This is a genomic window from Pseudarthrobacter sp. NIBRBAC000502770 (assembly GCF_006517815.1).
GTDB classification, from domain to species: Bacteria; Actinomycetota; Actinomycetes; order Actinomycetales; family Micrococcaceae; genus Arthrobacter; species Arthrobacter niigatensis.
Genome location: NZ_CP041198.1, coordinates 3,909,783 through 3,933,828, shown reverse-complemented (window position 1 = coordinate 3,933,828; position 24,046 = coordinate 3,909,783). Strand labels below are relative to the sequence as shown.

Genomic DNA, 24,046 nt, shown 5'->3' with positions numbered 1-24,046 from the left:
CTAGGTGGTATCTGCCGCGTGGATAATGAGCGGATGCGTGGTGGCTGGAAACAGCTCTTCCAGCCGGGAGCAGGAACGCTGGACCACCGAGCGCAGCCACACGCTGGCGGGGTCTTCGGCCTGCGACGGGTGCCAGTACATGGCTTCCACCAGCGATGCCTCCGCGTCGCCGTCAAGCCTGAGGACAGCGATGTTGGCTCCCCGCTGGGCCCGTGCCGCGAGCATCCCGGGCACCAGGGCCACCAGGTCTGTTCCCTCCACCAGCAGCGGGAGGGACAGGAACCCCGCCACCACTGCGGCCACCCGGCGTTGTATGCCGCGTGCCTCGAACAGCCTGTCCGCCGGCGTGCTGATCCCCTCGCCAAAGTAGCCGACGGCGTGAGGCACCGTGGCGAGGTCGTCGAGGGCCAGGCTGGGCTGCTGCAGCAGCGGGTTGCCGGCGTCGACGACCGCCACGAAGCTGTCCCGGAACACCTGCTTGCTCAGTCCCTGCATCCGGTAGCCGGTGGGTCCCACGAGCAGGTCGATCTTTGCATAGTCCGCCAGCTGGCCCTGGAAGCCGGTGGTGGGAACGAAATCGACGGACACACCCGGGGCCTCATCCCGAAGGATCCCGCGCAGCGGACCCACAATCAGCGCTGCGGCGTAGTCGGACGCCGCGATGACGAACTCACGCTCGCTGGTGGCAGGATCAAAACCGGACCGGATCCGGGTGGCGCGCTGGATGTGCAGCATTGCCTCGTCAACCAAGGGCACCAGGGACTGCGCGAAGGGCGTGAGGTCGTAGGTGCGGCCGTTGCGGACCAGGAGCTCGTCGTCGAAATGGCGTCTCAGCCTGGCCATCGCGGCACTCGTGGCGGGTTGGCTGAGCTGGAGCCGCTCCGCGGCCCTGGTGATGTTCCGCAACTCCAGCAGGACCTGGAGGTGGGGCAGCAGGTTCAGGTCCAGGTTCTTCATACCCACAGGTTATCCATGCCCTGCCGGTGCGGCGGCGCAGGCCGGGCGCCGCCGCACCGTGGATGCTCCTGGTCTATGAAAGCTCCTTCGCGATCTTCCGTGCCCCGCGGACGGCGATGGCCACGCTCATCAGCGTGGGGTTCATGGCCGTGGCCGTCGGGATGAGCGCGTTCCCGCCCACCACCAGGTTCTCGTAGCCCCACACCCTGGACCATGGATCAGCCACCGAGGTACCGTCGTCGGTCTCCCCCATCCGCATGGTGCCCTGGTAGTGCAGGCTGGAGCCGTTGGGCATGAGCCGGGGTTCCGCCACAAAGACGCCCAGCGCCTTTCCGGCACGGCGGAGCCGCTCGGTGGCCTCCGCGATTTCCTTTTCCTCCCGCTCGGTGAGGGCGTACTCGATGGTCATGTTCGGGAAGCCGCGGTAGTCCTGCTCGTCCTCATCGAAGGTGACCGCATCCTCGTAGCGGGGATGCTTGCGCATGCCGTAGCCCATGTTCACGTAGCCCCACCGGTTGTCGGAGTACGGGGTGCCCGGCTCCATGGGGAAGGGTGTCGACTCGGAGTACATCACCTGGACGGAGAATGGGTGCTCCGGTTCGGAGAACGGGATGCGGTTCACGGCCGCCACCGGGTCCGCCGGGTTCTGGGCACGCCGGGCCAGTTCGGCGTCGAGGTCTTCCTCGGTGGCAAACTGCTTCATTTTGTCGGCGTCCAGGGCGACAGTGGAGATCACCACGGGGTGTTCGGTCAGGTAGTGGCCCAGGGCCCTGGGCCTGACGCCGGAGGCCCACAGGAGCTGCGGGGAGCGGAAGGCGTCGGCCGCCACCACCACCACGTCAGCGGGAACGAAGGACTCATCGCCGGTGCGCAGGTCCTGGACGGTGACGCCGGTGATGCGGTGCCCGTCCAGTTCCACGCGGCGCACCAGGGTCAGGTCGCGGAGTTCGAACCGTTGGGAGAGCAGGCTCGTTTTATCCGCCAAGGGCCCAAGGACGACGTCTGCCCCCGCCCAGCGCACCGACCCGTCCGGCTGCGGGTCCCCGGCCACCGGAAGCGTGCCCACACCGTAGCCCTCGGGCAGTTCCGCCCCGAACTCCCCGTCCAGCAAGCGGCGGATGGCTTCCCCGACCTTGGAATCCGCGAACGCGGCGCTGTGGACGTGCAGGAGACCCTTGGCCTCCTCAATCAGCCCGTCCCACTCGTCGTCGGCGATGAAAGGGATCTTTTCGCTGAACGCGGGCGACGGCGTCGCGCAGGTCCAGTGCGCGCCCTGGCCGCCCACGTTGGTGGCGGCAGCCGCCGCCGGGAAGGACGGCGCATGGGCTGAGCCTGTTCCGCCGAAGTCCAGCAGGTGGGTGCCCTGGCGCGCGGTGAACATGCCCTCGGCCACTGTTGCTGCCGGGATGCCGAGGGACTCCCGGAACGCCCCGGCCTGCGGTCCCTGCGACATTTCCCGGGCGCGTGCTTTCTCTGCCGGGTCCGGGATGTTCCGGACGCTCTCGCCGGGGACGGCTGTCAGCTGCGGGCCGGCTTCGAACATCACCACCCGGGCGTTGGGGACCTGCTCCAGCAACAGGCGGGCGTAGGTGGAACCGATGGGTCCGCTGCCGACGACGGCAATGGTGGGGTTGGACATGATGTCTCCTTTGAGATCAGGCCGGAAGGGTTTCGGAAGGTGCGTGGGCGGCTGGGACGGGTTCATCGGACAGGCGGCCGTGCGGGAGCAGGACTGCCGCCAGGATGCCCAGGGCGTATGCGCAGGCAAGGGCGATGAAGATGGGTGTGAAGACCGACGAGTAGATCTGGGCGACGTCGGCCTGGACCGCCGGTGGCGCTTGGTGAACCTGCTGCGGGGTGAGGGTGGAGGCGTCCAGCCCCGCCGGCAGGAAGGCCGCCACCCCGGAGCCGATGACGCCGCCGATGACCGCCGTCGCCACGGTTGATCCCACCTGCCGGACCAGGTTGATGGTTGCGGTGATGGTACCGGTCTGGCCTGCGGGGACGGCGCCCTGGACCACGGCCACAATGAGGCTCATGAACGCGCCGGTGCCCAGGCCCACAGCACCCATCACGATCATGGGCGCCCACAGCGGGAGGCCGGCCGGGAGGAGTGCCATCATCAGCAGGGCCCCCGCTCCCAGCACCGTTCCGCCGACCGGGAAGATCCGGTAACGCCCGGTGCGGCTGGCCAGCCAGCCCGTGAGGAGGTTGCTGATCAGCATGCCGAAGACGGTGGCGATGGGAACCAGCCCGGACACCGTGGCCGTGGTCCGGTAAGCCATCTGGAAGTACGTGGGCAGGTAGGCGGTGATGGAGAAGAAGCCGACGCCGATGATCGCCGAGAGTGCCGCACCGGCAGCAATGGTGCGGTTGGCGAAGAAGTGCAGCGGAACGATGGGCTCAGGTGCCCGCCGCTCGATCAGGAAAAAGGCGATAAAGCCCGCGATGCTGGCCGCGAGCGCGCTTCCGGCCGCAGGACCGCCGTCCCTTTCCGCGGCCCAGGAGGCGGCAAGGACGAGCGCCACCAGCGCGGAGGTGAAGACGGCTGAGCCGGCGATGTCGAAGTGCCGGGGTGCCGGGCCCGGTTCCAGGTGGGGAACGGCCACCAGTGCCAGGGCGAACGCGGCGGCGCCCACTGGGATGTTGATCCAGAAGACCCACTGCCAGCCCCAGTAATCCGTGATGGCACCGCCCACCACCGGGCCCACCAGGATGGCGATGGGAAAAGCCGCACCGATGATTGCCATGTAGCGGGGCCGTTCACGCTGCGTGGTGACGCGGGCGATGATGGTCTGCGACATGAGCTGCAGGCCCGCCGAGCTCATGCCCTGGAGGACACGGGCGGCAATGAGCCACGCGATGTCCGTGGCAAAACCGCAGGCCAGGGATGCGGCCAGGAACATCACCAGGGAAACAAGGAAGATCCGCCGGGCGCCGAGGACATCGCCGAGCCTTCCGAGCACGGGCAGCAGCACCGTGCTGGCCAGGGTGTAGCCCACCACCACCCAGCTCATCAGCTGCAGTGCACCCAGCTCTCCGGAAATGGTGGCAAGGGATGTGGAGACCACCGTGTGGTCCAGTGCCCCGAGGAACGAGACTGTGAGCAGGGAGGTAGTGAGGAGCCGAAGTTTTACAGGTGATAGTTGCATAGTGGTCTGTCCGAACGATCGGACCGTCGACGCGACGTGGTGTGCCCCCGGCGCACCAACACGACGGGGAACGGGTCCGGACGGGACCCCGGCGCCACTCCCCACCCTACAACCACTTAAGTCTAAAAACAACAAAAGAATGCACATAATCGACACACATTCACTGGGCAGCCCACGCGCTTGCCACGTCGTGCGCCAGCCATTGGTCTTCCAACAACTCCGGCAGATCAGCCACCTCCCTGCCGCTCGAGGCGGCTTCGATGGCGCGGCGCAAGGCCAGCCGGGCCGGAGCCTCGTAGCGCTCCGGCGCCCTCAGCGCCCCCTCCGCCGTCGAGGTCTCCAGCTTGACCCGGCCGGCAGCATGGTCAATGGCAACCTCCGTCCTGACCTCGCCCAAGGCCAGGACCTGGAGCAAGCCGCCCGCGGCGGGTCCTTCGAGGACGGCGCCCACCACGGTGGACGAAAGGCGGCTTCCGCCGGCCACCGGCGAATCCAGCAGTGCCATGGTGCCCTGCGCGGCCGCCACCCCCGCCCGGAGGGTCAGCGGGGAACCTGCCAGGGAGCGGGCCCAGCCGAGCCCGTCGCGGATCACGGCACCCAGGAGGGCGGCGGAGGCTGCGCACTCCACGGTGACCACCCTCGGCAGGGTCCCGCGCCGCGCCCGGACCGCGTCCGCCACCATGTCGGCGCGGAGGCCGGGGCGTTCGACGACCACCGGAATACCTCCGGACCAGGTGCCCGCAGCGAAGACCTCCCGGGGCAGGGCCCCGGGATCCGCGATCACCACCGCCGCCGCTCCCCCGTCCCGGGCATCCAGCAGTCCGGCCCACCAGTTGCCGGAGCCGGGGATGACGGCAACGGCACCGCACATGTCATCCGCCAGCCTGGCACTGGCGGGAAGCCCGGCCGCGGCCGCCACATAGGCGGGCAACCGGGTAAAGACGCCGGCGTGGGGCCCTTGGGGCATCACTGCCGCCCCGCTTCGAAGATCTTTGCGGCGGCAGCATCAGCCAGGTCGATTGCGTAGTGCGCGTCAGCCAGCAGTTCGTCGTACTCCACCGGGACCTTGGTCTCAAGGCACGATGCCAGGGCGCGCCACTCAGCCACATAGCCGTCCACGGGATCCCTCCCGTACTCGGTCCGCTGCCCATCGTCCGCGCGTACGCTGATGACGGTGCTTCCCGCGTGGACGAAGGCCGGCGGGAAGTTGACCTCGATCCGGTCATGGGAGGTGGCAATGGCCATGCGCCAGAGGGCGTCGGGGCCTTCCGGAAGCATGGTGAGGGCGAGTTGGACCAGGACACTGCCTGCCCGGTACCCCACCAGGTAACCGATGGGCGGGGCGAGCTGTGCATAGACAACCTCGTCGATGCCCGGCGCGATGCCCCTGACTGCAGGCAGGTCATGGACGGCCAGCCCGATCAGCAGCTGCCGCAGGACTCCTGCCGCCACCGCCGGATCGCCCAGGTCCGGGCGGCCGTGGGCTGCGGCCTGGAACGGGCCGCCTTCCGCCACGAGCCGGTGGTACCTGTCGTTGGGCGGAAGCGCCAACGTGACCGATACGGCCCGCACCCCGCCGTCGAGCGAAGCAAGGTGGCGCCTGGCGCGGTCCCAGGCGGCATCAAACACGTGGTTTGTGCCCACCAGGAGGATGGCGCCGGCCGCGCGGCAGGCATCGATGGCGCGGCTGGCATCTTGCCTGGTGGTGGCCAGGGGCTTTTCGCAGAAGATGGCCCGCTTGCCGGCCGCCACTGCCGCCAGGATATGCCGGGCGTGTTCTGACGGCGGGCTGCAGACCGCCACCACCTGCACCTCCGGGTCTGCCAGCAGCTCCCGATCCCCGCTGGACCAGCGCGCACCGCACGGTTCGGCAAGGTCCCTGGAACGGCCACTTCCGGCATCGGCGATATGCACCACATCAAACAGGTCCGGGAGCCCGCGCAACACCGGCAAATGAAGGGCCGCAACGCCGGGTCCGGCTCCGAGTATCCCTATCCTCCAAGGCATCGTCGCCTCCTTCTTATGTCTCTATTATTCATAAGTCGGCGAATTCTTAGCCATAGTTGATCTGATTTCGCGCCTTAGTCGCGTGCAATGTGTGAGAATTGGTGCCATGACGACAGACTCCACCCTCCGTTTCGGAGCACAAACGGACGAAGTGACCAGCCTGCTGCGGATCGTCAACCTGGTGCGGACAGGCGAGGCGACCACCCGGCCGGAAATCGGCAAGGTTACCGGGCTGGGCCGGGGCGTCGTGAGCCAGCGGGTGGACCAGGCCATCGCGATCGGATTCCTGGGTGACGGCGATTTCGGGGCCTCGTCCGGAGGCCGCGCGCCGCGGACCCTCCGCTTTCGCTCGGAACAGGGGCGGATTGTCATCTGCGCCCTCGGCGCGGCACACATCAGGGTGGGCTTCGCGGCGCTCGACGGCGACATCATTGACCACGCACACCGCAGCTGGGACATCGCCCAGGGACCGGAGAAGACGATCGATGCCGTCATGTCCCTTGTTGAGGACGTGCTCAAAGATCACCCTCCCGTGCCGGTATGGGGCGTCGTGGTTGGCCTGCCGGGACCGGTGGACTTCGCCACGGGACAGCCCGTCGCTCCGCCGATCATGCCCGGGTGGAACGGCTACGACGTCCGGACGCCCTTCGAGGAACGCTTCAACGCGCCGGTATGGGTGGATAACGACTCCAACCTGCTGGCGCTTGGTGAGCGGGCCCGCCGTCGCGACATGCTCACGGACCTGATCTACTGCAAGATCGGCTCGGGCGTCGGCTCCGGCCTGCTGTCCAAGGGCCGTATACATCGTGGTGCCAACGGCGCTGCCGGGGACATCGGCCACGTCCGGGTCTCCGACTCCAACGAGCAGTGCCGCTGCGGCAAGGTCGGATGCCTCGAAGCTGTGGCCGGCGGATGGGCCCTGGTGCGGGACGCAGAGCACGCCATCAAGGAAGGCGCCACCACTTCCCTGGCCGGCCGGGCAAAAGAGCGGGCGCTGACGCTGGAGGACATCACGCTCGCGGCACAGGCCGGCGATTCGCTCGCCATCTCGCTCGTCCAGAAGTCCGCCCATGTAGCCGGCGAGACCATTTCAGCCCTGGTCAACATGTTCAACCCGGGAGTCATTGTCATCGGCGGTGCCATTGCCTCTGCGGGCGAGGTGTTCCTGGCCGAGGTTCGGCAACGCGTGTATGAGCTGTCACTGCCCCTCGCCACCCGCGACCTCACCATCACGTTGTCCGTGAACGACGAGCGCGAACCACTGCGCGGCGGAGCCGAGCTTGCACGCGAGCAGTTGTTCGATGTCACCTTCCCGCGCTGGTTTGCCGAAGGCCGGCCATCCCCCGAACGCACGGCAGTGCCGGCCTGACCTGGCATTCCCGTCCGGCAGCGCCGCTCACGCCACGTCGCGGGAGATGCCCGGCACCACGGCCGGACGTACAGCCAGCCGGGCCTCAACGTGGAACGGGAGTACCAGCGCAGACCCTGATGGTGCCTGGAGGTACGGCACCATCAGGGTGAAATCGACAGCGACGGCGTGCGCGCCGGCGGAGATTTCCTGCGGGAACGCCAGGACAAGCCTGTCCTGGATGAACCACCAGCCGGACTCTGCTTGCAAGGCATCGGCAGGCACGCGCCTGGCACCGAGCACCACCGACACCAGGCCCGCCGCAACCGGCACTCCATCCACCTCCACAGCCAGGCCCGCCACACTGGAGAGCGGCATCGAACGGATCCACGGCAAACCGAGCCGGAGCTCGAAACCGGCGGGAACGGCGGTCAGCGCATCGTCACGCAAAGCGGTTTCCAATCCAACACCCTTCCTTTATCCTAAAACTGACATAAGTTTGTCAGTTAAGTGCATAAAAGGAAAGGGAGCCATGGCTAACGAAATTCCCGGCGGCTGGACCCTCTGCGCCAGCTCATTCAATTGGGTGCCCGACATCGTGGCCGCCCGGCGGACGGCCAGGGACATCGTTTCCGGCATTGCGGACTCGGTGCGGACGGTGGAGCTCGAACCGGGGCTCGTGTGGCGGTCCTTTCCCGCTCCGCAGGACGATGAGGTGGACGCCCTCCGGGAATCCCTGGCCGCGAAAGGGGCCCGCATCAGCATTGTCGGGGCGAGCCTGGACGACTTCACCTCCCCCGGCACCAGACGGTCCCAGAAGGAGCGGCTGGACTTCCTGGTGCCCCAACTGCAGGCTGCGCACCGGGTGGGAGCCCACGGAGTGCGCCTGCCGATCGGCCAGGCAGGGCCAGAGCTGCTTACCCTGCTGCAACCGCTGCTGCACCGGCTGGACATGGTGTTGTACGAGGAAATCCAAGGGCGGCAGGCTCCGGGGAGCCCCGGCGTCGACCCTGCACTGGAGGCGATCGCCGCGCTGGCGGATGACCACGTGCGGGTGCTCGTGGACATCAGCATGCTCATGCCCGCCCTTCCCCCCACCTACCTCGAGGAACTTCGCCGAGGCGGCATCCCCGCGGACCTCCTGGCACGCCTGGAACACGACTGGCTGGATCCCGCCACCCTCGACGCCGTCACGGCCCTGCTCCGGTCGGGGCAGGTGCCGCCGCGGATCCACACCCTCTACATGAACCTGTTGATCCGTTTCGGCCGCAGCCAAGCAGGAGACCTGCAGGGCATCATGCCCCTGGTGGGGGCCTTCCACCTGAAGTTCTGGGACCTGCACGACGACGGCGGGCGGGTATCGCAGCCGCTGCGGGACCTTGCCGGCCTGCTCAGCCGGAGCAGCTTCACCGGCACGCTGACCAGCGAGTGGGGCGGCCACGAGTGGCTGCAGGACGATCCCACCGAGATGACGCAGCGTCACCTGGCCCTGGCGGAGGCAGCCCTTTCCACGGGTGGTTGAGCCTGGGAACACAACACAACGGCCGGCCCGGAAGCTTCCGGGCCGGCCGTTGTGTTGGCGGTGCTATTTGGTGCTGAAGGCGGCGTCGAACGCGGCCGCAGATGGCTCGTAGCCGGAAAGCCTGCGGACAAACTCAAGCGCTTCGGGAGCGCCGTCCAACCGGTCCATGCCTGCGTCCTCCCATTCCACTGAGAGCGGTCCGCGGTAGCCGATCGAATTGAGCATCCGGAACGCGTCCTCCCAGGGCACATCGCCGTGGCCGGTGGAGATGAAATCCCAGCCGCGGCGCGGGTCGGCCCACGGCAGGTGGGACGACAGCCGGCCGTTGCGTCCGTTGACCAGCCGCTTCTTCGTGTCCTTGCAGTGCACGTGGTAAATGCGGTCCTGGAAGTCCCACAGGAATCCCACGGGATCAATGTCCTGCCAGACCATGTGGCTCGGGTCCCAGTTCAACCCGAAGGCTTCCCGGTGGCCGATCGCCTCCAGGGTGCGCCGGGTTGTCCAATAGTCGTAGGCAATCTCCGACGGGTGCACCTCATGGGCAAACCGGACGCCCACCTCGTCAAAGACGTCGAGGATCGGGTTCCACCGGTCGGCAAAGTCCTGGTAGCCGGCGTCGACCATCTTCTCCGTGGCCGGCGGGAACATGGCAACGTACTTCCAGATGGACGATCCCGTAAAGCCCGTCACCGTCTTCACGCCTAGCTTCGCAGCCAGCCTTGCGGTGTTCTTCAATTCCTCCGCGGCGCGCCGGCGGACGCCCTCCGGATCGCCGTCGCCCCACACCACGTCCGGAAGGATGCCCCGGTGCCGTTCGTCGATCGGGTCATCGCACACTGCCTGGCCCTTGAGATGGTTGGAAATGGTCCACACCTTCAGGCCGTTGCGTTCGAGGATGTCCAGCTTGCCCTGCACGTAGGCGTCGTCATCCCAGCGCCACGGATCCAGGTGGTCACCCCAGCAGGCGATCTCCAGTCCGTCGTAGCCCCACTCGCCGGCGAGGCGGGCCACTTCTTCGAAGGGCAGGTCGGCCCACTGGCCGGTGAACAAAGTGATCGGTCGTGCCACGGATGTCTCCTCCCTATACTGCCGGGGCGGGTACGCCGGCGGCGACCCGTGTCCAGGCGGAATCATTGTCGGAACTGCGTTCAACTGCCTCCAGTACCTGCTGCACCTGCAGCCCGTCGGCGAAGGTCGGTTGCGGGTGGGCACCGTTGGCGATGCCCTCCACCAGGTCCTTCACCTGGTGCGAGAACCCGTGCTCGTAGCCGAGCATGTGGCCGGCGGGCCACCACCCGGACAGGTACGGGTGCTCCGGCTCGGTGACCAGGATCTTCCGGAACCCTTGGCGGTCCGGGGAAGCAGTCCGGTCGTAGAACTGGACGCTGTTGAGGTCTTCGAGGTCGAAGGCGAGGGCCCCCTTGTCCCCGGAAACCTCGATCTGAAGCGCGTTCTTCCTGCCGGTCGCGAACCTGGATGCCTCGAAGGAGGCCAGGGCGCCGGATTCGAAGCGGCCGGTGAAAATGGCGATGTCATCCACCGTTACCTTGCCGAATCCCGCACCCGCGGTTCCGGACAGCCCCGCGCCCGATTCGAGCAGCGGCCGTTCCTTCACGATGGTCTCGATCACGCCGGAGACCGTGCGGAGGGTGAGGCCCGTGACGAACTGGGCGAGGTCGATGGCGTGGGCTCCGATGTCGCCCAGCGCACCGGATCCGGCGTGTTCCTTCTGCAGGCGCCACGCGAGCGGCATGTCCGGGTCAACCAGCCAGTCCTGCCGGTAGGAGGCCCGGACCTGGCGGACTGTTCCCACCGCACCTTCGGCAATGAGATTGCGCATGAGGGTTACCGCGGGGACGCGGCGGTAGGTGAACCCCACCATCGCACGAAGGCCGCGGGCGGCGGCCCTTTCCGCAGCTTCGGCCATTGCTTCGGCTTCGGCCACGGTGTTGGCCAGCGGCTTCTCGCACAGGACGTGCTTTCCCGTCTCCAGTGCAGCAATGGCGATCTCGGCGTGGGAGTCGCCCGGGGTGACAATGTCGACGACGTCGATGTCTTCCCGCGCGATCACGTCGCGCCAGTCGGTGGCCGCCTCAGCCCACCCCCACTTCCGCGCCGCCTCATTCACCGCTTGGGCGTTCCGGCCGACAATGACCGCCATGTCCGGCTCGGCGGGAAGGTCGAACACCCGCGGAGCCGTGCGCCAGCCCTGGGAATGCGCGGCGCCCATGAACCCGTACCCGATCATGGCCACGCGCAGGGTGGTCATGCCAGCACAACCTTTCGGTCCACGGCCACCCGGTTCCCCACGTACCGCATTGGAGCGATCTGCATGTAGAGGAGGCGGAGGGTCAGGATGACCTCGACGTCGATTTCCTCGCCGGCGTCGGGAACACGGTCCAGCGGGATGATGATGTCCGGCTTGTCAGCCACGAACCACAGGGTGTCCCACTGCTCCGGAAGCTCCGCGATGGAGTACGACCGGCCCTGCAGTTCGAAGCGGAGGGATTCCTTGGGGATTTCCACGCCGTTGACGGTTGCCGCGACGTCGTCTACGGCGGACAGCCACAGACTCCGGTACCACGGGAGTTGCACCGCAACGGAGATGCCTTCCGGGTGCCGGCGGACGTCGGCGTCCTGGAAAAGGGAGTTATGGGTTGCCATGATTAGTCCTTACTCAAAGGTCTCGACGAAAGTCTGGTGGGGTGCAGGCGGCTGCGGTTCCAGCGTCTGCCGGGCCGACGGATTGTAGGGGTGGTATTCGCTCGGGACCGGCTGGTCCGCGGGCGGCATGAAGACGGGCTTTCCGTCGTCACCGAAGTACATGAGGTCCAGGGCGAAAGCGTGCTGGTTCTTCTCGGCAAAGCTGATCCAGTTTTCCTCGAAGGGTGCCCGCAGCAACTCGTAGCAGCGGAACTTCCAGATCTTCCATTCACCGTCCTGGCGCAGGAAGTCCACCGCGTATTTGCACCAGACCCAGTGGGCCCAGACTTTCTTGCCCTGGACTTCGCCCGGCGAGTACATGTAGTCGGGGCTCTCCTTGGCCACGTCCGGGTCGGTCAGGCCGGACTCGTTGCCGGTCATGATCCAGACGCCCTTGGCGGTCTTGCCGTCGGCCGCCACCTCGATGACCGGAGTGGTGGTGTAGTGCAGGATCAGCTTGCCGACGGGTTTGGGGCGGCCCTGGTGGTACCGGATCACGCTGTCGTAGTCCGTGTACTGCCCGGCGTTCGTGTACCGGGCACGCACCCCCGGCGTGCCCGGCTTGACCCAGAGCGGGATGATTTGCTCATCCTCAAACGCGTTGTGAAGGTACATGTAGCGGTTGAACAGGTTCTCGATGTCCCCCCGGTCGTTGGCCCGGCGCGCCAACCGGAGCGCTTCGCCAAGCTCGGCGCGGAGCCGCTCCACCTCGGCGGTGAGGTCGGTGTCGATCGCAGGCATTGATTTCTCCTTAGGCGGGAACCACTGATTCTTCGATGGCCTTGCGCATGAGGGCGTGCTGCTTCTTGACGAGCTCGATGGGGTCGGATTCGCCGAGGTCGGCAAAGGCGTGGCCCTCCCACTCGCTGGACAGGAAGCCCTGGTAGCCGCCCTTGACGAACTGGCGCACAATCCTCGGAATGTCCATGGCGGGCTCGTTGCCGTTCTCGTCAATGTCATAGAACTTGGCATGGACGTGGAACATCTGCGGCATGATGTCCAGCCATTCCTCCGGCGGAACCAGGCCGTGCATGTTGAAGGCCAGCCGGGTGAAGGGACCGAGCTGCGCCGGATCGAAGTTGTTCTCCCGCAGGTAGTCCTCAAACTCCTGGTTGCGTTCCTGCATGGGCAGTGGCTTGCGCCAGATGTCCTGCATGACGGCGAAGTGTTCCTGCGGCAGGCCCATCTGGGTCAGCGTGCGGAACAGGGTGGGAGAGAGGCTGTGCATGGTGGAGCTGAAGTCAGCGGTGAAACCCAGCCGGTCGCTGTCCAGCTCGGCGTACATCTCCCGGATCTGCAGGATCTTCGGATCGTTGGGGCCCTGTGGGGCGTGGATCTCGTAGCCCAGCTTCTGGTCGTACTTTTCGGCCAGGGGAAGAAGCCGCCGCAGCAGTTCCTTGCCGGCGGACCGGATCACGATCTTGTTGAAGCCGAGCGTGTTGGCGGTCTTGAGCTGCCTGGCGAAAAAGTCGAATTCCTCGTCCGGCGTCATGTCCCGGTCCTTGCGCCGGCCCATGTCCAGGTTCGTGCCGACGGCGCTCGGGGTGAGGCCGTAGCGGTCCATGCTGTCGCGCCACAGTTTCACGAAGTCGTCATCCACGTCGGGATAGGTGCGCAGCATTTGCGCGATGTTGAATTCGACGCCGGGACCGAGGCCTTCGTCGGCGACGGCCTTGATCAGGGTTTCCGGGGTGTACAGCCCGGCCGCGAATTCGGAGGTGAGTGAGTAAAGGGTGATGCCAAGCTCGATGCCGGAGCCTGCGATTCCTTCTGACATGTTCTGTGATCCCTTCGGTGTCAGCCGCGGACGGGCTGGGCGAGGTGGCTGTTGAGGATGCGTCGCGCTTCGGCGGCGTCGGTGACCATGGCCGAGCCGGCGTCGGCAGCGGCGGAGCGCTGGACGGCCTGCTCTCCGCGGATGATGTCGAACGGGTCCTGCCAGTTGTTCCAGTGCCAGCCTTCGTATTCGCTGGAGATCGCACCGGAGTAGCCGTTCTCCACCAGCTGGCGGACCAGCCCGCGTACCGGAACGGACGGCTCTTCGCCGTTCTCGTCGATGCCGAAGAACTTTCCGTGGACGTGCCGGACCCACGGCATGATTTCCAGCCAGGTGTCCAGCGGCGCGGGGCCGAAGAGGCCGGTTCCATTGATGGCGAAGTCGATGCCAAGGTCCGGGCGGCCGTTGCGTGCGGCCAGGCCGATAAAGGCGCCGAACCGCTCGCCGTGGACTTTCTGGGTGTTGGGCGGTCCTTCCGCGTAGAAACCGTTCCACAGGTCCACCACCTGCTGGAGCAGGTCCTCGGACGCTCCGCGGCGGCGGTAGGCCTCCAACAGCGAAGGGGCGAAGCCGGTGACGGTGGCGCCCCAGTCTGCGGTGAACCCCAGGAGCGGGGAGTCGAGCTTCTCGTAGCGGTCGCGCAGCGCAAGGACGCGTTCGTGTGCCCCGTGCTGGTCGGCGTGGACCTCCAGCGCCAGCGTGACGCCGTACTTTTCTGCGACGGGAAGGAGGCTCTCCATGGCATCGGGTGTCAGGGAGATTTGAACCCGGGCGATCGGGAAGCCGAGCCGGGCTGCCACTTCGATCTGCTTGCGCATGTATTCGACCAGTTCATCGTGGTTCATGAGCCGGTCGCGGCGGATTCCGGTGTCAACGTTGACGGCGAGCGAGGTGGGCACCAGGTCCACCTCCGCCACAAGGTCCCGGAACTGCCCCACGAAATTGTCATCGACGTGGTCGGGGAAGCCGCGCAGGCTGGAGAAGCCAATGACTTCGAGCCCGGGTCCAAAGCCCTCGGCCGCCACTTTGCGGATCAGGCCGTCGAGATCGTACTGCCGGCCGTGGAAGGCGCGGGTGAAGCTGTAGAGGGTGACGCCCTGGATGGGCGTGCCAAGGCTGGTCATCGTTGTGCCACCTTCATGGTCTTGGTGTCGTGCTCTTCGATGTGCAGCACGCCGTGGTCGGTGATGATGTACGGAATGTAGAGCTTCAGGTCCACCCGCACCTCGTGCCCTGCCTTGGAAGGATCGACGGGAAGGTCCCCGGACAGGACGGCGGAGTCCAGCGGGAACCACCATTCGCCGGTCTGGTCCACGAGCTCCCCGAAGCTGAACGTGCGGTTGTTCATGGTCCAGCGCAGCGATTCCTCCGGTGCGGCAACACCGTCAATGGTGAGGGCGGCCCCGGCGATGCATGAACCGGGGAGGGCCCGGTACCAGGGAATGCGGACCTCGACGGCGGCGCGGCCGTCCTGGCTGGTAAGTGTTCCTTGCTCGATTATGCGGTCGGCGATCATCGAGACCTCCTTGTCTGCGGCATGCCTTGCCGGCATCGGAATAGCGGCAACGTGCGCTTATTCATTATTTAGTCATTCTATTGTCTGAATCAGACATAAGTAAAGCATCGGCGAGTTCCGCCGCAATTTTCCCTGCGCCGCGGACAGCGAGCGCCACCGATGTCAGGGTGGGGTTGCACGCTGTGGCGGTGGGAATCACGCCGTTGCCGGCCACGAAGAGGCCGGGGACCTGCCAGACCTCGCTGTCCGGGGAACACACGCTGCCGCCGTCGTCGTACTGTCCCATCCGCGTGGTGCCCTGGTAGTGCAGCGAGGCACCCGGCGGGAGGACGAACGGCCGCTCATCAATCGGCTCTCCCACGGCCCTGCCGAGCCGCACAATCTCCTCCTTGGCCCGCTCAAGCACCTCCCGGTCCTTGTCGGTCAGGCTGTAGTGGATGCGCAGGGCAGGCATCCCATAGCTGTCCACGGCGGTGTCGTCGAAGGCGACCCTGTCGTCCCGCTGGAGGTCCTTGGCGCAGAACAGCCCCAGCCCCACAATCGATCCGGGAACGACCGGGTCGTCGTCGGCCAGGGGGATGGGTGAAGCATCCAGCTGCATGATCTGGCCATGGAAGGGCATCTCATCCGTGTACGGCACCCAGGTCACTCCGCTTTGCTCACTGAGGGCTCCGTCCGCGCTGGACTGCCCCTCCTCGGCACTGACGCCGCGCAGCCGGGTGGCGAACACCACTTGGGCCTGGTCATTGAGGTACCGGCCCAAGGCATCCGGCCGGATCCCGGAAGCCCACAACAGTTGGGGGGTGCGCAGGGCGTCACCGCCCACCACCACATAGCGCGCGGCAATGCGGTGCGTTCCGCCACCGCGGCGGTCTTCCACCTCGACTCCGGCGGCGCGGCCGCCCTCCACCAGGACACGACGGACCAGGGACTCGTCGAACAGGTCGAACCGCTGGTTTTCCCGGGTGGCAGGACCCATTACGACGTCGGATCCGGACCACACGAGGCGGCCGTCGCCTCGCCGGTGCACGGCGAGGGGCATGGGCTGGACGCGGAAGGCCGGGCTGCGGCCGTCGTCGACGGCGGCCGCGAGCCGATCGTGGACGAGGCCGGAGAACGGTGCCGCTTCAAAGGCCGAAGTGGTGACGCCGAGGAGGCGGTCGGCTTCGTCCAGCAGCTGGTCCAGGTCAGGCAGGAAAGCGATGCGCTCCTTTCCGCCGGGGCGCGGGCACGCGGCGGTCCAGTGGGCGGCCATGCCGCCCACGTTGCTGGACATTGCCGCGACGGGCATGCCGTCCTCGCCCGGGAAGGCGTAGCCGTCCTGCAGCAGGTACGTTCCGGGGCGGGCGCGCCGTTCGCCGCTCTTCACGGCGCCGGGCGAGTTGACCGTCTCGGCCCCGGCGCCGGGGCCTTCCGAAGCCCGTTGGGCGGCTGCACGGCGGGCCTCATCCTCGATGTTCTTGACGTGGGCGCCCGGTGGAGAACTGACCGTGGGCCCCACCTCGAACATGGCGATGCTGGCTCCAGGGGCCCGCTCACTGAGGATGCGGGCGTACGCGGATGCGGTGGGCCCGCTGCCCACGATGGCTACATCGACGGCGGCGGGGTAGCGGCTGCTGCTCACCGTCCTGCCGCCAGTTCCTGGATGCGCCGGACAGACTTGGCGGACTCAATCGTGGGGTAGTACTCAAGCCCGATGGGGCCGGTGTATCCGCTGTCCTGGAGGTCGGTGAGCCTGGCGGCCCAGTCGATGGAACCCGATCCGGGTTCGCCGCGGCCCGGCGCGTCGGCAATCTGGACGTACTTTACCAGCCGGCCCGCGTTGGCGAGCTCTGCCACCACGTCCTCCCCTTCCACTGTTGAGTGGTAGAGGTCGTAGAGGACGCCGAAGTTGGGCGAGTCCACTCCCCTGGCGACATACACGGCCTCCGAGGTCCGGTCCAGCAACGCCCCGGGGTGGTCCACCCGGATGTTGACCGGCTCCAGGACAAGGGTGATCCCGGAACCTTCGATGTGGGCAACGCCCTTGGTGAAGATCTCAATGAGTTCATCGAGCTGGTCCTGCCGCTTGCGGCCGCCGAAGCCGGTGCCGCTGCCCACCACGATCCGCGGGCAGCCCAGTTCCTGTGCCACCTTTACGCCGGCATCGAGGCCCTCGTAGAAGGGCTCGTGGTTCTTTGGCGGAATCATGAACTGCATCCGGGGCTCGGCCAGCTGCGCGGTGAGCTGGACGCCGGTTTCCTGCAGCGCCTCCTTGAGGGCGGGAATGTCCTTGCCGGTGGGACCCCACATTTCCACGGCATCGAAGCCTGCCGCCGCGGCCGCGCGTACGCGGTCTGCGGCGCTGTCGCCTGCTTCGGAGAACAAAAGGTCGATATTGGGTGCGAGCTGGAACATGGCAGTCTCCTGGAATTCTTGGAAATGGGGTGGCTAAAACATGGGGTGGTCGTGCACCGGGTGGTCCGGGACGGGCTGGAGCACGTCCCAGTGCTCCACGATGCGCCCGGCTTCGAAGCGGTAGATATCTGCGACGGCGGCGTCGGGACGCCCGGGTCCTGATGCACGGACGTGCACCATGGCCAGGTCTCCGTCAACGAGGATCCGCTGGACCTCGAAGCGCGAGTCCGGCGAGCCGTCGAACTTCGGCGTGAGCATCCGGATGGCGGCCTCCGGACCGTCCGGGATGGTGGGATTGTGTTGCTTGTATTCATCGGCAACAAGGAACCCGAAGGCTTCCCGCACCCGTTTTTGGGTGTAGAAGATCTCCACGAAGCGTTCAAACGCCTCGCGGTTGCCGGCCATGCGGATCAGCCTTTGAGTCCGCCGGAGAAGCCCTGGATGAAGCGCTTTTGCGCGAACAGGAACAACGCCAGGATGGGAATCATGGACACGATGACGATCGCGAAGATGGAATTCCACTTCGAGACCAGCGACCCGATGAAGTAGTACATGGCTACCGGGAGCGTCTGGTTGGCGGATCCGCCGAGGAAGATCAACGAGGTGAAGAAGTCGTTCCATACGATCAGTCCGGCGAAGATGGTGACCGTTCCGGTAGCCGGGGCCATCATGGGAAACACCACCTTGGAGAAGACCTGGGTCTTGCTGGCACCGTCGATCGTGGCGGCTTCCTCGTAGTCCGTTCCGAGGCCCCGGAAGAAGTTTGAGTACAGGAAGATCGAGAGCGGCAGCAGCATCCCGGTATACAGGACGATCAGGCCCCAGGCCGATCCGGTGAGGCCCAGGCCACGGGCGCCCATGTACAGCGGCACCGCGCCCAGCTGGCCCGGAAGGATGATGGCTACCAGGAAGAGGTAGTACGCCGCCTTGCTCCACCTGCGGGTGCTGCGGGAAATAACGTAGCCGGTAATTGACCCCAGTGCGATCAACCCCAGGATGCTCCCGGTGGTGATGATGAGGCTGTTGACCAGTCCGGCCATAACGTTGGAATTGCCTGTTGCCGTAAGGACCTTCACGAAGTTGCCAAAGTCCGGATTGCCGGGAAGCGCCAGGGCGGAGGTGGTGTACATTTCGCTGTCCGGCTTCAGCGCCGTGGTCACCAGGAAGTAGAACGGGGCGAGGAAGACCAGGGCCAGGGCCCACAGCCCGATTTCGCGGATCAGGGTGAATTTCGTGTAGCGGAACATGGGTTAGTCCTCAGGATTCGATCGCGTCAGCCGCTGCTGGATCACGGCGAAGACCAGGATGATGAAGGCGAGCACCAGGGCCAGGGCAGCGCCGCCGCCGAAGTTGCCCAGCGCGAATGCCTGCTTGTACACCTGGGTGGCCAGCGTTTCCGTGGCCCCTGCCGGGCCGCCGCCGGTAAGTGCCATGATGGGGTCGAAGACCCGGAGGCCCTGGACAATGCCCAGTGTTGTGGCGATTGCGACGGCGGGACGGATCGCCGGCAGGGTGACGTTCCGGAAGCGCTGCCACAAGTTGGCGCCGTCGATTGCCGCGGCTTCTTCGACCTCCACCGCAACACCGGTGAGTCCGGCCATGAAGATCACCATGGCGAACCCGGTGGAGGACCACACGAGGACCACCAGGACTGTCCAGATGGCCCATTGCGGATCGGCGAGCCAGGGTTTTGCCAGTTGACCGAGCCCCGCCGCCTTCAGCAGGACATTGATGGGACCGTTGAAATCGAAGATGTACTTCCAGATGTAGGCGGTGGCGAGGGGGCTGAGGACCACCGGCATGAAGAATAGCGTGCGGAGGATGTAGCGCGTCTTCACCACACGGTTGAGTCCCAGCGCAATGATCAGACCGGCGATGTTGCCCAGCAGTACCGATCCGAACGCGAGGAACAGTGTGTTGGAGAGGGCGCCGACCTTGGTGGGGTCCTTGAAGATTGCCTCGAAGTTGTTCAAACCGGTGATCTTGAAGGAACCGATTCCCGTCCAGTTGGTAAAGGCGAAGAACCCGCCGATGCCGGTCGCCACGTAGTGGATGGCGATGACGAGGGCGATCCCGGGGAGCGCCCACCACCAGTGTCCAAATTCCAGGGAGCGGCCCCGGGGACGGGCTGGGCGGCCCGTCCCCGGAGCGCGCTTGCCTCGCCGGGGTGCTTCTGCTGCTTCGCTCTTGGGTTGCATCGTCGCAGTCATGATAATTCCTTGCTTGTCCCGTTGAGTCGTTGGAACGGTAGTGGAGTGGAAGACTTACTGTCCCCAGGCGGCATCCATGGCCTGCAGGACCTGGTCAGTGGTCTTCTGCCCGGTGATCAAGCCCTGGACGCCGGTGGCCAGGGCGTCGTAGACGGACGAGTTGGGCCACTGGCTGTTGGGCAGGGGCCCGTACTTTCCGCCCTTGATCAGGTCGGCTACGTTCTTGTAGGCGCTGCCGTTGAAGTCATAGCTGTCCAGTCCGCTGACGGGAAGGGCGCCGTCAATTTCGGCAAAGGCCTTGGTCTGTTCCGGCTCAGCCGCCCAGTCGAGGAATGCCTTGGCAGCATCCTTGTTCTTGGAAGCGGCGTTTATGGAGAACGCGTAGTTGGCACTGGCGAACGTGTAGGCCTTGTCCGAGGCCTGCTCGGCCGGGAGGGCACGCACATCGAATTCAGAACCGGCGGCCGCGGTCTTCAGCTGCTTCCAGCTTGGGGCGGGGATGAAGCCGGCAACGGATGTTCCACTGGCAAGGCCCTGGGTGATGGCATCAAATCCTGCGCCGGCCGCACCTTGCTGGAAGCACCCCGCATCATTGAGTTTCTTCACGGCGTCGAGGGCAGACTTCCACCCGTCCGAGCCGGCAAACGTTACCTGGTTTGCGGTCCGCTTGGCGTTCCAGTCCGGATCGCCTGCATAGACCCTGCTGGCAGCAAGGGACATGGCCATCAGCCCGGTGTTGGGGGCAGCCGCGCCGGCAAGGGCGAAGAGGGACTTACCGGAAGACTGAAGGTTCTTGCACTGCTTCTCCAAGGCGGCGAAGTCTGCGGGGAAGTCGGTGATGCCGGAGGCCTTGGCCGCCGTTTCGTTGGCCACCAGGCCTACGACAGTGATCTCCATGGCCTGCCCGTAGACTTTGCTGTCCGCGCCGAAGAGGGCGTCGCTGCCGGAGGGAACCAGTTTCTTGGCGGCATCGTCCAGCGGCTCAAGGAAGCCTGCCTGTGCGAGGGGAAGGATGCTGCGCCCCTGGCCGGAACCCGGCGTCGTGACCACGACATCCGAGGCGTTGCCGGCCTGGAGTTGGGTCCGCAGGGTCTGGTCGTAGGAATCATTGGGCTGTGGGTTGAACGTGATTTTCACGTTCGAGTGGGACTTCATGTAGTCCTCCGCCAGCGTCTGGAAGGGGCTCTCGATGTTGTTGGAGGTGGCGAAGGAGAGCGAAAATTCCTGGGATCTACCGGAGGAAGAGGTGCTGCTGGCGGAGGTGGAGCAGCCAGAGAGGGCGAGGGCCGCAATGGTGGGAACGGCGAGGGCGCCGACCACCTTCAATCCCGCGGAGCGACGGTGCTGTGTCATGTCCAGCCTTTCAGACTTCGTTGTCGAGGAATCCGGAGTCGTGACCCCGGTCACTCACAAGTATGCGGGAGATGTGTAGAAAAAGCACATAAGTATCGCGTATGACAGACATAAGTTTCACGAAGGTTCGCAGAAGGATTGCATAAAGAGCCGTGATGGCGGGGCCGCCCCCGCACGCGCGGGCTGCCGCTCGATGCCACGTCCACGGTAGGCGCGCGGCGGCTGCTTAGCTGCCCGGTCCCAGGTGAACGGTGACGACAGTCCCGGACCCGGGCGCGGAACCGAGGTCAAGTCGTCCACCGGCCGCGGCGGCAATCCGGGCACAGGTTGCCAGGCCCAGGCCGGATCCGGGCGGGTCACCCTGGCGGTCAAGGCGCACCAGCGGATCGAGCACGCGTTCCCGGTCGCCGGAGGCGATGCCCTTGCCGTTGTCGATTACGCGCAGGACCGCCCCATCTTCGCCGCGGTGCCCGGTGACGTGGATGACCGGCGGCACGCCCGGCCGGCGGTAGTTAAGGGCGTTGTGAATGAGATTTTGCAGGAGCACCCGGGTCTGGACCGGGTCCGCGGTAAATACCAGCTCCCCCGAGTCCACGGACGCTCCCGACTCCTCCACGGCGGTGGCCAGGTCCGCGATGACATCCCCCACCAGTTCCGCCAGGGAAACCGCGGCCGGCTGCAGGTCGCCTCCGATGGTGGCGAAAGCCAGGACGTCCTCGACCATCGCCAGCATGCGCCGCCCGGTCCTGCCCACAATGCCTAGATACTCCGGAAGCCGGGCGTCGTCTCCTGATTCTGCGTCCATTTCGCCCAGTTCCACGAATCCGAGGATCGAGGTCAGCGGGTTGCGAGGTCATGGCTGATCCTGCCGGCAAACTCCGCCAGATGGCTGTTGCTCCGCTCGGCTTCGGCCAGCGCGTCAGCCAGGCGGCGTGCGCGGTGTTCCAGCTGCAGGACGTCGACGATTTGGGCGGCGAGGATTTCAAGGCCTCGGAGTTGTTCGCCGCTGAGCCGGCCGGTCTCCCGGGCGCCGGCACAAAGGGTGCCAAGGACAAACCCGTCGTCGGTCACCAGCGGAATGGAGGCGTAGAACCTGAAACTGCTGCGCCGGCCGTCCACGTAGGGGTTGTCGCGGTACCGGGAATCCAGGGAAGCATCCTCGAGGACGGTGGGTTCACCGCTGAGGAACCCCACCGCGCACATCGAGTCTTCCCTGGTGCACAGATACGGTTCCATGCCCGCCGTGGCTGCCTGGTACTGGAGGTCTTCGGTAATGATGTTGATGGCTGTTACCGGCTGGCCACAGACCGTGCGGGCCAGTTCAACAAGATTCTGCAAGCGTTCCGACGCAGCCGGAACTTCAACGTGTCCGTCCGGACCTGGAATGGGCAGTCCGGTTCCGGCGAGGACCGCGTCGCGGACCATCTCGTTCACCGTCATGGCCTGCGGCCCTTGCCATCAGCGCGCTGGAACCACCGGCCATCCGCACGTGCGGTGGCCAAGCCTTCCATGCCGGGATCGTCCACCGATCCAGCATCCCATACAGGCGTCGCCGCGCAGGGAGAACACGGAGGGGCTTGCTCACATCGAGGAGCCGGCCCTCGATTCCGCCTTCGGCACGGAACGCATGCTCTTCCGAACAAGGTCATGGTGCCTGCGCACCAACAGCAAGGGGTCCACCTCCCCCAGTTCGGCGAAGGCATGGCCCTCCCATTCACTTGACCAGTAGCCGTGGTAGCCGCCTTCGACGAAGACGCGCACCAGCTCCGGATAGTCGATTGCAGGCTCGTTGCCGTCGTCGTCGATGTCGTAGAACTTGGCGTGGACGTGCAGGATCTGGGGCATGATGTCTGCCCATTCCCGCGGACTGACATGGCCGTGCATGTTGAAGGCGAGATGGGCGAAGGAGCCAAGCCGGGCTGGATCGAAGGCCCGGCCCTTGAGGTAGCCAATGAACTCCTCCTGGCGCGCCCGCATCGGCGCGTCGGTGGCCCAGATGGCCTGCAGCCTGGCCACCGAGTCGTCGTCCAGGCCCGCCCGCCGCACGGCACGGAGGAGCGTGGGTGACATGCTGTGCATGGTGGAGGAAAAATCCGCCACGAACCCCAGCAGCGGCGAATCGAGATCTGCGTACACATCCCGGACCTTCATGATTTCCGGCGAGTTGGGTCCCATCGGAGCGTGGATTTCGTAGGCCATCTTGAGTTCCAGCCTCTCGGCCAGCGGCAGGAGGCGGCGCAGCAGGGCGGGCTTGGCGCTCTGGATACGGACCAGGGGGAAGCCCAGTTTCTTTGCACCATGGAACAGGGTCTCCGTGAACTCGTATTCCTCGTCCGGCGTCATGTCGCGGTCACGGCGCCGGCCCATGTCCAGGTTCGCACCGAACGAGCTGGCGGTGAAGCCATGCTTGTCGAATGCAGTTTGCCACGCCTGGGCGAAGCCATCCGATACGTGGGGGTAGGTGGGGAGCACCTGGGAGGCCACGATCTCGATCCCAGGGCCAATGCCAAGATCGGCAACCCGGTCCAGCAGCCTGTCGAAGTCGTACCAACCGGCGCGGAACTCGGCGCTTGCCGAGTACAGCGTCAGCCCGAGGGAGAAGGGGTCGTCCCCGGTTGCGGGCGGAGGGGGTGCCGCCGCCGCCTTGAGTAGGGGTGCGGGGGCAGGCCCATCCGTGACGGCCAGCTCCAGTGTCTGGTTCACGAAGTTGGGGACGTACATGCCCGGGCCCCCATCCTGCCCCGGGGCAATCTGCATATACGGCAGCCGGAGCTCGCCGATGAGCTGGACGGTGTGGTGGTCCCCGGGAACTGCGGGCTGGTCGCGGCGGACAATGAGCAGCGGGTGTTCCTGCAGGTACCAGAGGGTTTCACTCTGCACCGGAATGTCGGTCAGCGCATATCGGGTGCCCCCGAGCTCCAGGGACAGCTCCTCTTGGGGGACGTCCCGGCCGTCGATGGTGAGCCGGAGGCTGGTGACCGAGGAGAGCCAGAGGCTCCGGTACCACGGCAGGGTAAGGGAAAGGGCAAGTCCTTCCGCGTGGGTGCGAAGGCTGGATTCGTCAAGAAGTCCGTTGGGCATGATGGTTCTCTTTACCGTGATTG

General features: G+C 66.1%; 24 protein-coding genes. 2 read left to right on the top strand and 22 right to left on the bottom strand.

The window, feature by feature from the left end; genetic code table 11:
• From NIBR502770_RS18710 to NIBR502770_RS18690, 5 genes are all read right to left on the bottom strand, one after another.
• Positions 1 to 957: a LysR family transcriptional regulator gene (locus NIBR502770_RS18710; RefSeq protein ID WP_141182948.1), complete on the bottom strand. Its 957-nt coding sequence runs from the start codon at positions 955 to 957 to the stop codon at positions 1 to 3.
• 73 nt (positions 958 to 1,030) lie between these two features.
• Positions 1,031 to 2,596: a GMC oxidoreductase gene (locus NIBR502770_RS18705; RefSeq protein WP_141182947.1), complete on the bottom strand. Its 1,566-nt coding sequence runs from the start codon at positions 2,594 to 2,596 to the stop codon at positions 1,031 to 1,033.
• Positions 2,597 to 2,612: 16 nt separating this feature from the next.
• Positions 2,613 to 4,109: an MFS transporter gene (locus tag NIBR502770_RS18700; protein ID WP_141182946.1), complete on the bottom strand. Its 1,497-nt coding sequence runs from the start codon at positions 4,107 to 4,109 to the stop codon at positions 2,613 to 2,615.
• A 160-nt stretch (positions 4,110 to 4,269) separates the two neighbouring features.
• Positions 4,270 to 5,076, bottom strand: a complete 807-nt coding sequence (locus NIBR502770_RS18695; RefSeq protein ID WP_141182945.1) for a hypothetical protein — start codon at positions 5,074 to 5,076, stop codon at positions 4,270 to 4,272.
• The gene (locus tag NIBR502770_RS18690; protein WP_141182944.1) at positions 5,076 to 6,116 is read right to left on the bottom strand and encodes a Gfo/Idh/MocA family protein; all 1,041 of its coding nucleotides are present in this window, start codon (positions 6,114 to 6,116) and stop codon (positions 5,076 to 5,078) included. The genes NIBR502770_RS18695 and NIBR502770_RS18690 overlap by 1 nt, the downstream gene beginning before the upstream one ends.
• Before the next feature lie 106 nt (positions 6,117 to 6,222).
• Here NIBR502770_RS18690 and NIBR502770_RS18685 point away from each other — a divergent pair, with 106 nt between their 5' ends.
• Positions 6,223 to 7,485 (top strand): ROK family protein, encoded by a 1,263-nt coding sequence (locus tag NIBR502770_RS18685; protein ID WP_141158667.1) that lies wholly within the window; start codon positions 6,223 to 6,225, stop codon positions 7,483 to 7,485.
• A gap of 27 nt (positions 7,486 to 7,512) precedes the next feature.
• Here the strand turns inward: NIBR502770_RS18685 and NIBR502770_RS18680 are convergent, their stop codons facing one another.
• A complete protein-coding gene (locus tag NIBR502770_RS18680) occupies positions 7,513 to 7,926 on the bottom strand; it encodes a DUF6379 domain-containing protein (protein WP_141182943.1) in 414 nt (137 codons plus the stop codon).
• A 70-nt stretch (positions 7,927 to 7,996) separates the two neighbouring features.
• Here NIBR502770_RS18680 and NIBR502770_RS18675 point away from each other — a divergent pair, with 70 nt between their 5' ends.
• Positions 7,997 to 8,986 (top strand): restriction endonuclease subunit R, encoded by a 990-nt coding sequence (locus NIBR502770_RS18675; protein WP_141182942.1) that lies wholly within the window; start codon positions 7,997 to 7,999, stop codon positions 8,984 to 8,986.
• 63 nt (positions 8,987 to 9,049) lie between these two features.
• On the opposite strand, the gene NIBR502770_RS18670 is transcribed toward NIBR502770_RS18675, so the two are convergent.
• The 16 genes from NIBR502770_RS18670 to NIBR502770_RS18600 form a co-directional block, all read right to left on the bottom strand.
• Positions 9,050 to 10,054 carry a sugar phosphate isomerase/epimerase gene (locus NIBR502770_RS18670; protein WP_109044129.1) on the bottom strand — a complete coding sequence of 335 codons (1,005 nt, stop codon included), beginning with the start codon at positions 10,052 to 10,054 and terminating at the stop codon, positions 9,050 to 9,052.
• A gap of 13 nt (positions 10,055 to 10,067) precedes the next feature.
• Complete coding sequence (locus NIBR502770_RS18665; RefSeq protein WP_210411323.1) at positions 10,068 to 11,255, bottom strand: Gfo/Idh/MocA family protein; 1,188 nt, start codon at positions 11,253 to 11,255, stop codon at positions 10,068 to 10,070.
• Positions 11,252 to 11,650 (bottom strand): DUF6379 domain-containing protein, encoded by a 399-nt coding sequence (locus tag NIBR502770_RS18660; protein ID WP_141182941.1) that lies wholly within the window; start codon positions 11,648 to 11,650, stop codon positions 11,252 to 11,254. The genes NIBR502770_RS18665 and NIBR502770_RS18660 overlap by 4 nt, the downstream gene beginning before the upstream one ends.
• A 9-nt stretch (positions 11,651 to 11,659) precedes the next feature.
• The gene (locus NIBR502770_RS18655; protein WP_141158671.1) at positions 11,660 to 12,430 is read right to left on the bottom strand and encodes a nuclear transport factor 2 family protein; all 771 of its coding nucleotides are present in this window, start codon (positions 12,428 to 12,430) and stop codon (positions 11,660 to 11,662) included.
• A 10-nt stretch (positions 12,431 to 12,440) separates the two neighbouring features.
• Complete coding sequence (locus tag NIBR502770_RS18650; protein WP_141158672.1) at positions 12,441 to 13,466, bottom strand: sugar phosphate isomerase/epimerase; 1,026 nt, start codon at positions 13,464 to 13,466, stop codon at positions 12,441 to 12,443.
• A 20-nt stretch (positions 13,467 to 13,486) separates the two neighbouring features.
• The gene (locus NIBR502770_RS18645) at positions 13,487 to 14,590 is read right to left on the bottom strand and encodes a sugar phosphate isomerase/epimerase (RefSeq protein WP_141158673.1); all 1,104 of its coding nucleotides are present in this window, start codon (positions 14,588 to 14,590) and stop codon (positions 13,487 to 13,489) included.
• Complete coding sequence (locus NIBR502770_RS18640; protein ID WP_109044134.1) at positions 14,587 to 14,982, bottom strand: DUF6379 domain-containing protein; 396 nt, start codon at positions 14,980 to 14,982, stop codon at positions 14,587 to 14,589. Before NIBR502770_RS18640 ends, NIBR502770_RS18645 begins: the two co-directional genes overlap by 4 nt.
• A gap of 64 nt (positions 14,983 to 15,046) precedes the next feature.
• The gene (locus tag NIBR502770_RS18635) at positions 15,047 to 16,606 is read right to left on the bottom strand and encodes a GMC oxidoreductase (protein ID WP_141182940.1); all 1,560 of its coding nucleotides are present in this window, start codon (positions 16,604 to 16,606) and stop codon (positions 15,047 to 15,049) included.
• A complete protein-coding gene (locus NIBR502770_RS18630; protein ID WP_141182939.1) occupies positions 16,603 to 17,379 on the bottom strand; it encodes a TIM barrel protein in 777 nt (258 codons plus the stop codon). The genes NIBR502770_RS18635 and NIBR502770_RS18630 overlap by 4 nt, the downstream gene beginning before the upstream one ends.
• Positions 17,380 to 17,412: 33 nt before the next feature.
• Positions 17,413 to 17,784, bottom strand: a complete 372-nt coding sequence (locus NIBR502770_RS18625; protein ID WP_141158676.1) for a nuclear transport factor 2 family protein — start codon at positions 17,782 to 17,784, stop codon at positions 17,413 to 17,415.
• Positions 17,785 to 17,789: 5 nt separating this feature from the next.
• Positions 17,790 to 18,626, bottom strand: coding sequence for a carbohydrate ABC transporter permease (locus NIBR502770_RS18620; RefSeq protein ID WP_141158677.1), 837 nt, complete (start codon positions 18,624 to 18,626; stop codon positions 17,790 to 17,792).
• Positions 18,627 to 18,629: 3 nt separating this feature from the next.
• Positions 18,630 to 19,589, bottom strand: a complete 960-nt coding sequence (locus tag NIBR502770_RS18615; RefSeq protein ID WP_141182938.1) for a carbohydrate ABC transporter permease — start codon at positions 19,587 to 19,589, stop codon at positions 18,630 to 18,632.
• Positions 19,590 to 19,643: 54 nt separating this feature from the next.
• Positions 19,644 to 20,942: an ABC transporter substrate-binding protein gene (locus tag NIBR502770_RS18610; protein WP_141182937.1), complete on the bottom strand. Its 1,299-nt coding sequence runs from the start codon at positions 20,940 to 20,942 to the stop codon at positions 19,644 to 19,646.
• A gap of 226 nt (positions 20,943 to 21,168) precedes the next feature.
• Positions 21,169 to 21,747, bottom strand: coding sequence for an ATP-binding protein (locus NIBR502770_RS21595; RefSeq protein ID WP_246857323.1), 579 nt, complete (start codon positions 21,745 to 21,747; stop codon positions 21,169 to 21,171).
• Between the two features lie 32 nt (positions 21,748 to 21,779).
• Entirely contained in the window at positions 21,780 to 22,382 is a 603-nt protein-coding gene (locus NIBR502770_RS21590; RefSeq protein WP_246857322.1) for a GAF domain-containing protein, read from the bottom strand.
• A gap of 141 nt (positions 22,383 to 22,523) precedes the next feature.
• Positions 22,524 to 24,023 (bottom strand): DUF6379 domain-containing protein, encoded by a 1,500-nt coding sequence (locus NIBR502770_RS18600; protein WP_141182936.1) that lies wholly within the window; start codon positions 24,021 to 24,023, stop codon positions 22,524 to 22,526.
• Positions 24,024 to 24,046 lie beyond the last annotated feature (23 nt).

Bases quoted from the DNA above. Each gene is read 5' to 3' on its own strand.
- NIBR502770_RS18710 (WP_141182948.1), bottom strand. From the start codon at position 957: ATGAAGAACCTGGACCTGAACCTGCTGCCCCACCTCCAGGTCCTGCTG.
- NIBR502770_RS18705 (WP_141182947.1), bottom strand. From the start codon at position 2,596: ATGTCCAACCCCACCATTGCCGTCGTCGGCAGCGGACCCATCGGTTCC.
- NIBR502770_RS18700 (WP_141182946.1), bottom strand. From the start codon at position 4,109: ATGCAACTATCACCTGTAAAACTTCGGCTCCTCACTACCTCCCTGCTC.
- NIBR502770_RS18695 (WP_141182945.1), bottom strand. From the start codon at position 5,076: ATGCCCCAAGGGCCCCACGCCGGCGTCTTTACCCGGTTGCCCGCCTAT.
- NIBR502770_RS18690 (WP_141182944.1), bottom strand. From the start codon at position 6,116: ATGCCTTGGAGGATAGGGATACTCGGAGCCGGACCCGGCGTTGCGGCC.
- NIBR502770_RS18685 (WP_141158667.1), top strand. From the start codon at position 6,223: ATGACGACAGACTCCACCCTCCGTTTCGGAGCACAAACGGACGAAGTG.
- NIBR502770_RS18675 (WP_141182942.1), top strand. From the start codon at position 7,997: ATGGCTAACGAAATTCCCGGCGGCTGGACCCTCTGCGCCAGCTCATTC.
- NIBR502770_RS18665 (WP_210411323.1), bottom strand. From the start codon at position 11,255: ATGACCACCCTGCGCGTGGCCATGATCGGGTACGGGTTCATGGGCGCC.
- NIBR502770_RS18660 (WP_141182941.1), bottom strand. From the start codon at position 11,650: ATGGCAACCCATAACTCCCTTTTCCAGGACGCCGACGTCCGCCGGCAC.
- NIBR502770_RS18655 (WP_141158671.1), bottom strand. From the start codon at position 12,430: ATGCCTGCGATCGACACCGACCTCACCGCCGAGGTGGAGCGGCTCCGC.
- NIBR502770_RS18650 (WP_141158672.1), bottom strand. From the start codon at position 13,466: ATGTCAGAAGGAATCGCAGGCTCCGGCATCGAGCTTGGCATCACCCTT.
- NIBR502770_RS18645 (WP_141158673.1), bottom strand. From the start codon at position 14,590: ATGACCAGCCTTGGCACGCCCATCCAGGGCGTCACCCTCTACAGCTTC.
- NIBR502770_RS18640 (WP_109044134.1), bottom strand. From the start codon at position 14,982: ATGATCGCCGACCGCATAATCGAGCAAGGAACACTTACCAGCCAGGAC.
- NIBR502770_RS18630 (WP_141182939.1), bottom strand. From the start codon at position 17,379: ATGTTCCAGCTCGCACCCAATATCGACCTTTTGTTCTCCGAAGCAGGC.
- NIBR502770_RS18625 (WP_141158676.1), bottom strand. From the start codon at position 17,784: ATGGCCGGCAACCGCGAGGCGTTTGAACGCTTCGTGGAGATCTTCTAC.
- NIBR502770_RS18620 (WP_141158677.1), bottom strand. From the start codon at position 18,626: ATGTTCCGCTACACGAAATTCACCCTGATCCGCGAAATCGGGCTGTGG.
- NIBR502770_RS18615 (WP_141182938.1), bottom strand. From the start codon at position 19,589: ATGACTGCGACGATGCAACCCAAGAGCGAAGCAGCAGAAGCACCCCGG.
- NIBR502770_RS18610 (WP_141182937.1), bottom strand. From the start codon at position 20,942: ATGACACAGCACCGTCGCTCCGCGGGATTGAAGGTGGTCGGCGCCCTC.
- NIBR502770_RS21595 (WP_246857323.1), bottom strand. From the start codon at position 21,747: ATGGACGCAGAATCAGGAGACGACGCCCGGCTTCCGGAGTATCTAGGC.
- NIBR502770_RS21590 (WP_246857322.1), bottom strand. From the start codon at position 22,382: ATGACGGTGAACGAGATGGTCCGCGACGCGGTCCTCGCCGGAACCGGA.
- NIBR502770_RS18600 (WP_141182936.1), bottom strand. From the start codon at position 24,023: ATGCCCAACGGACTTCTTGACGAATCCAGCCTTCGCACCCACGCGGAA.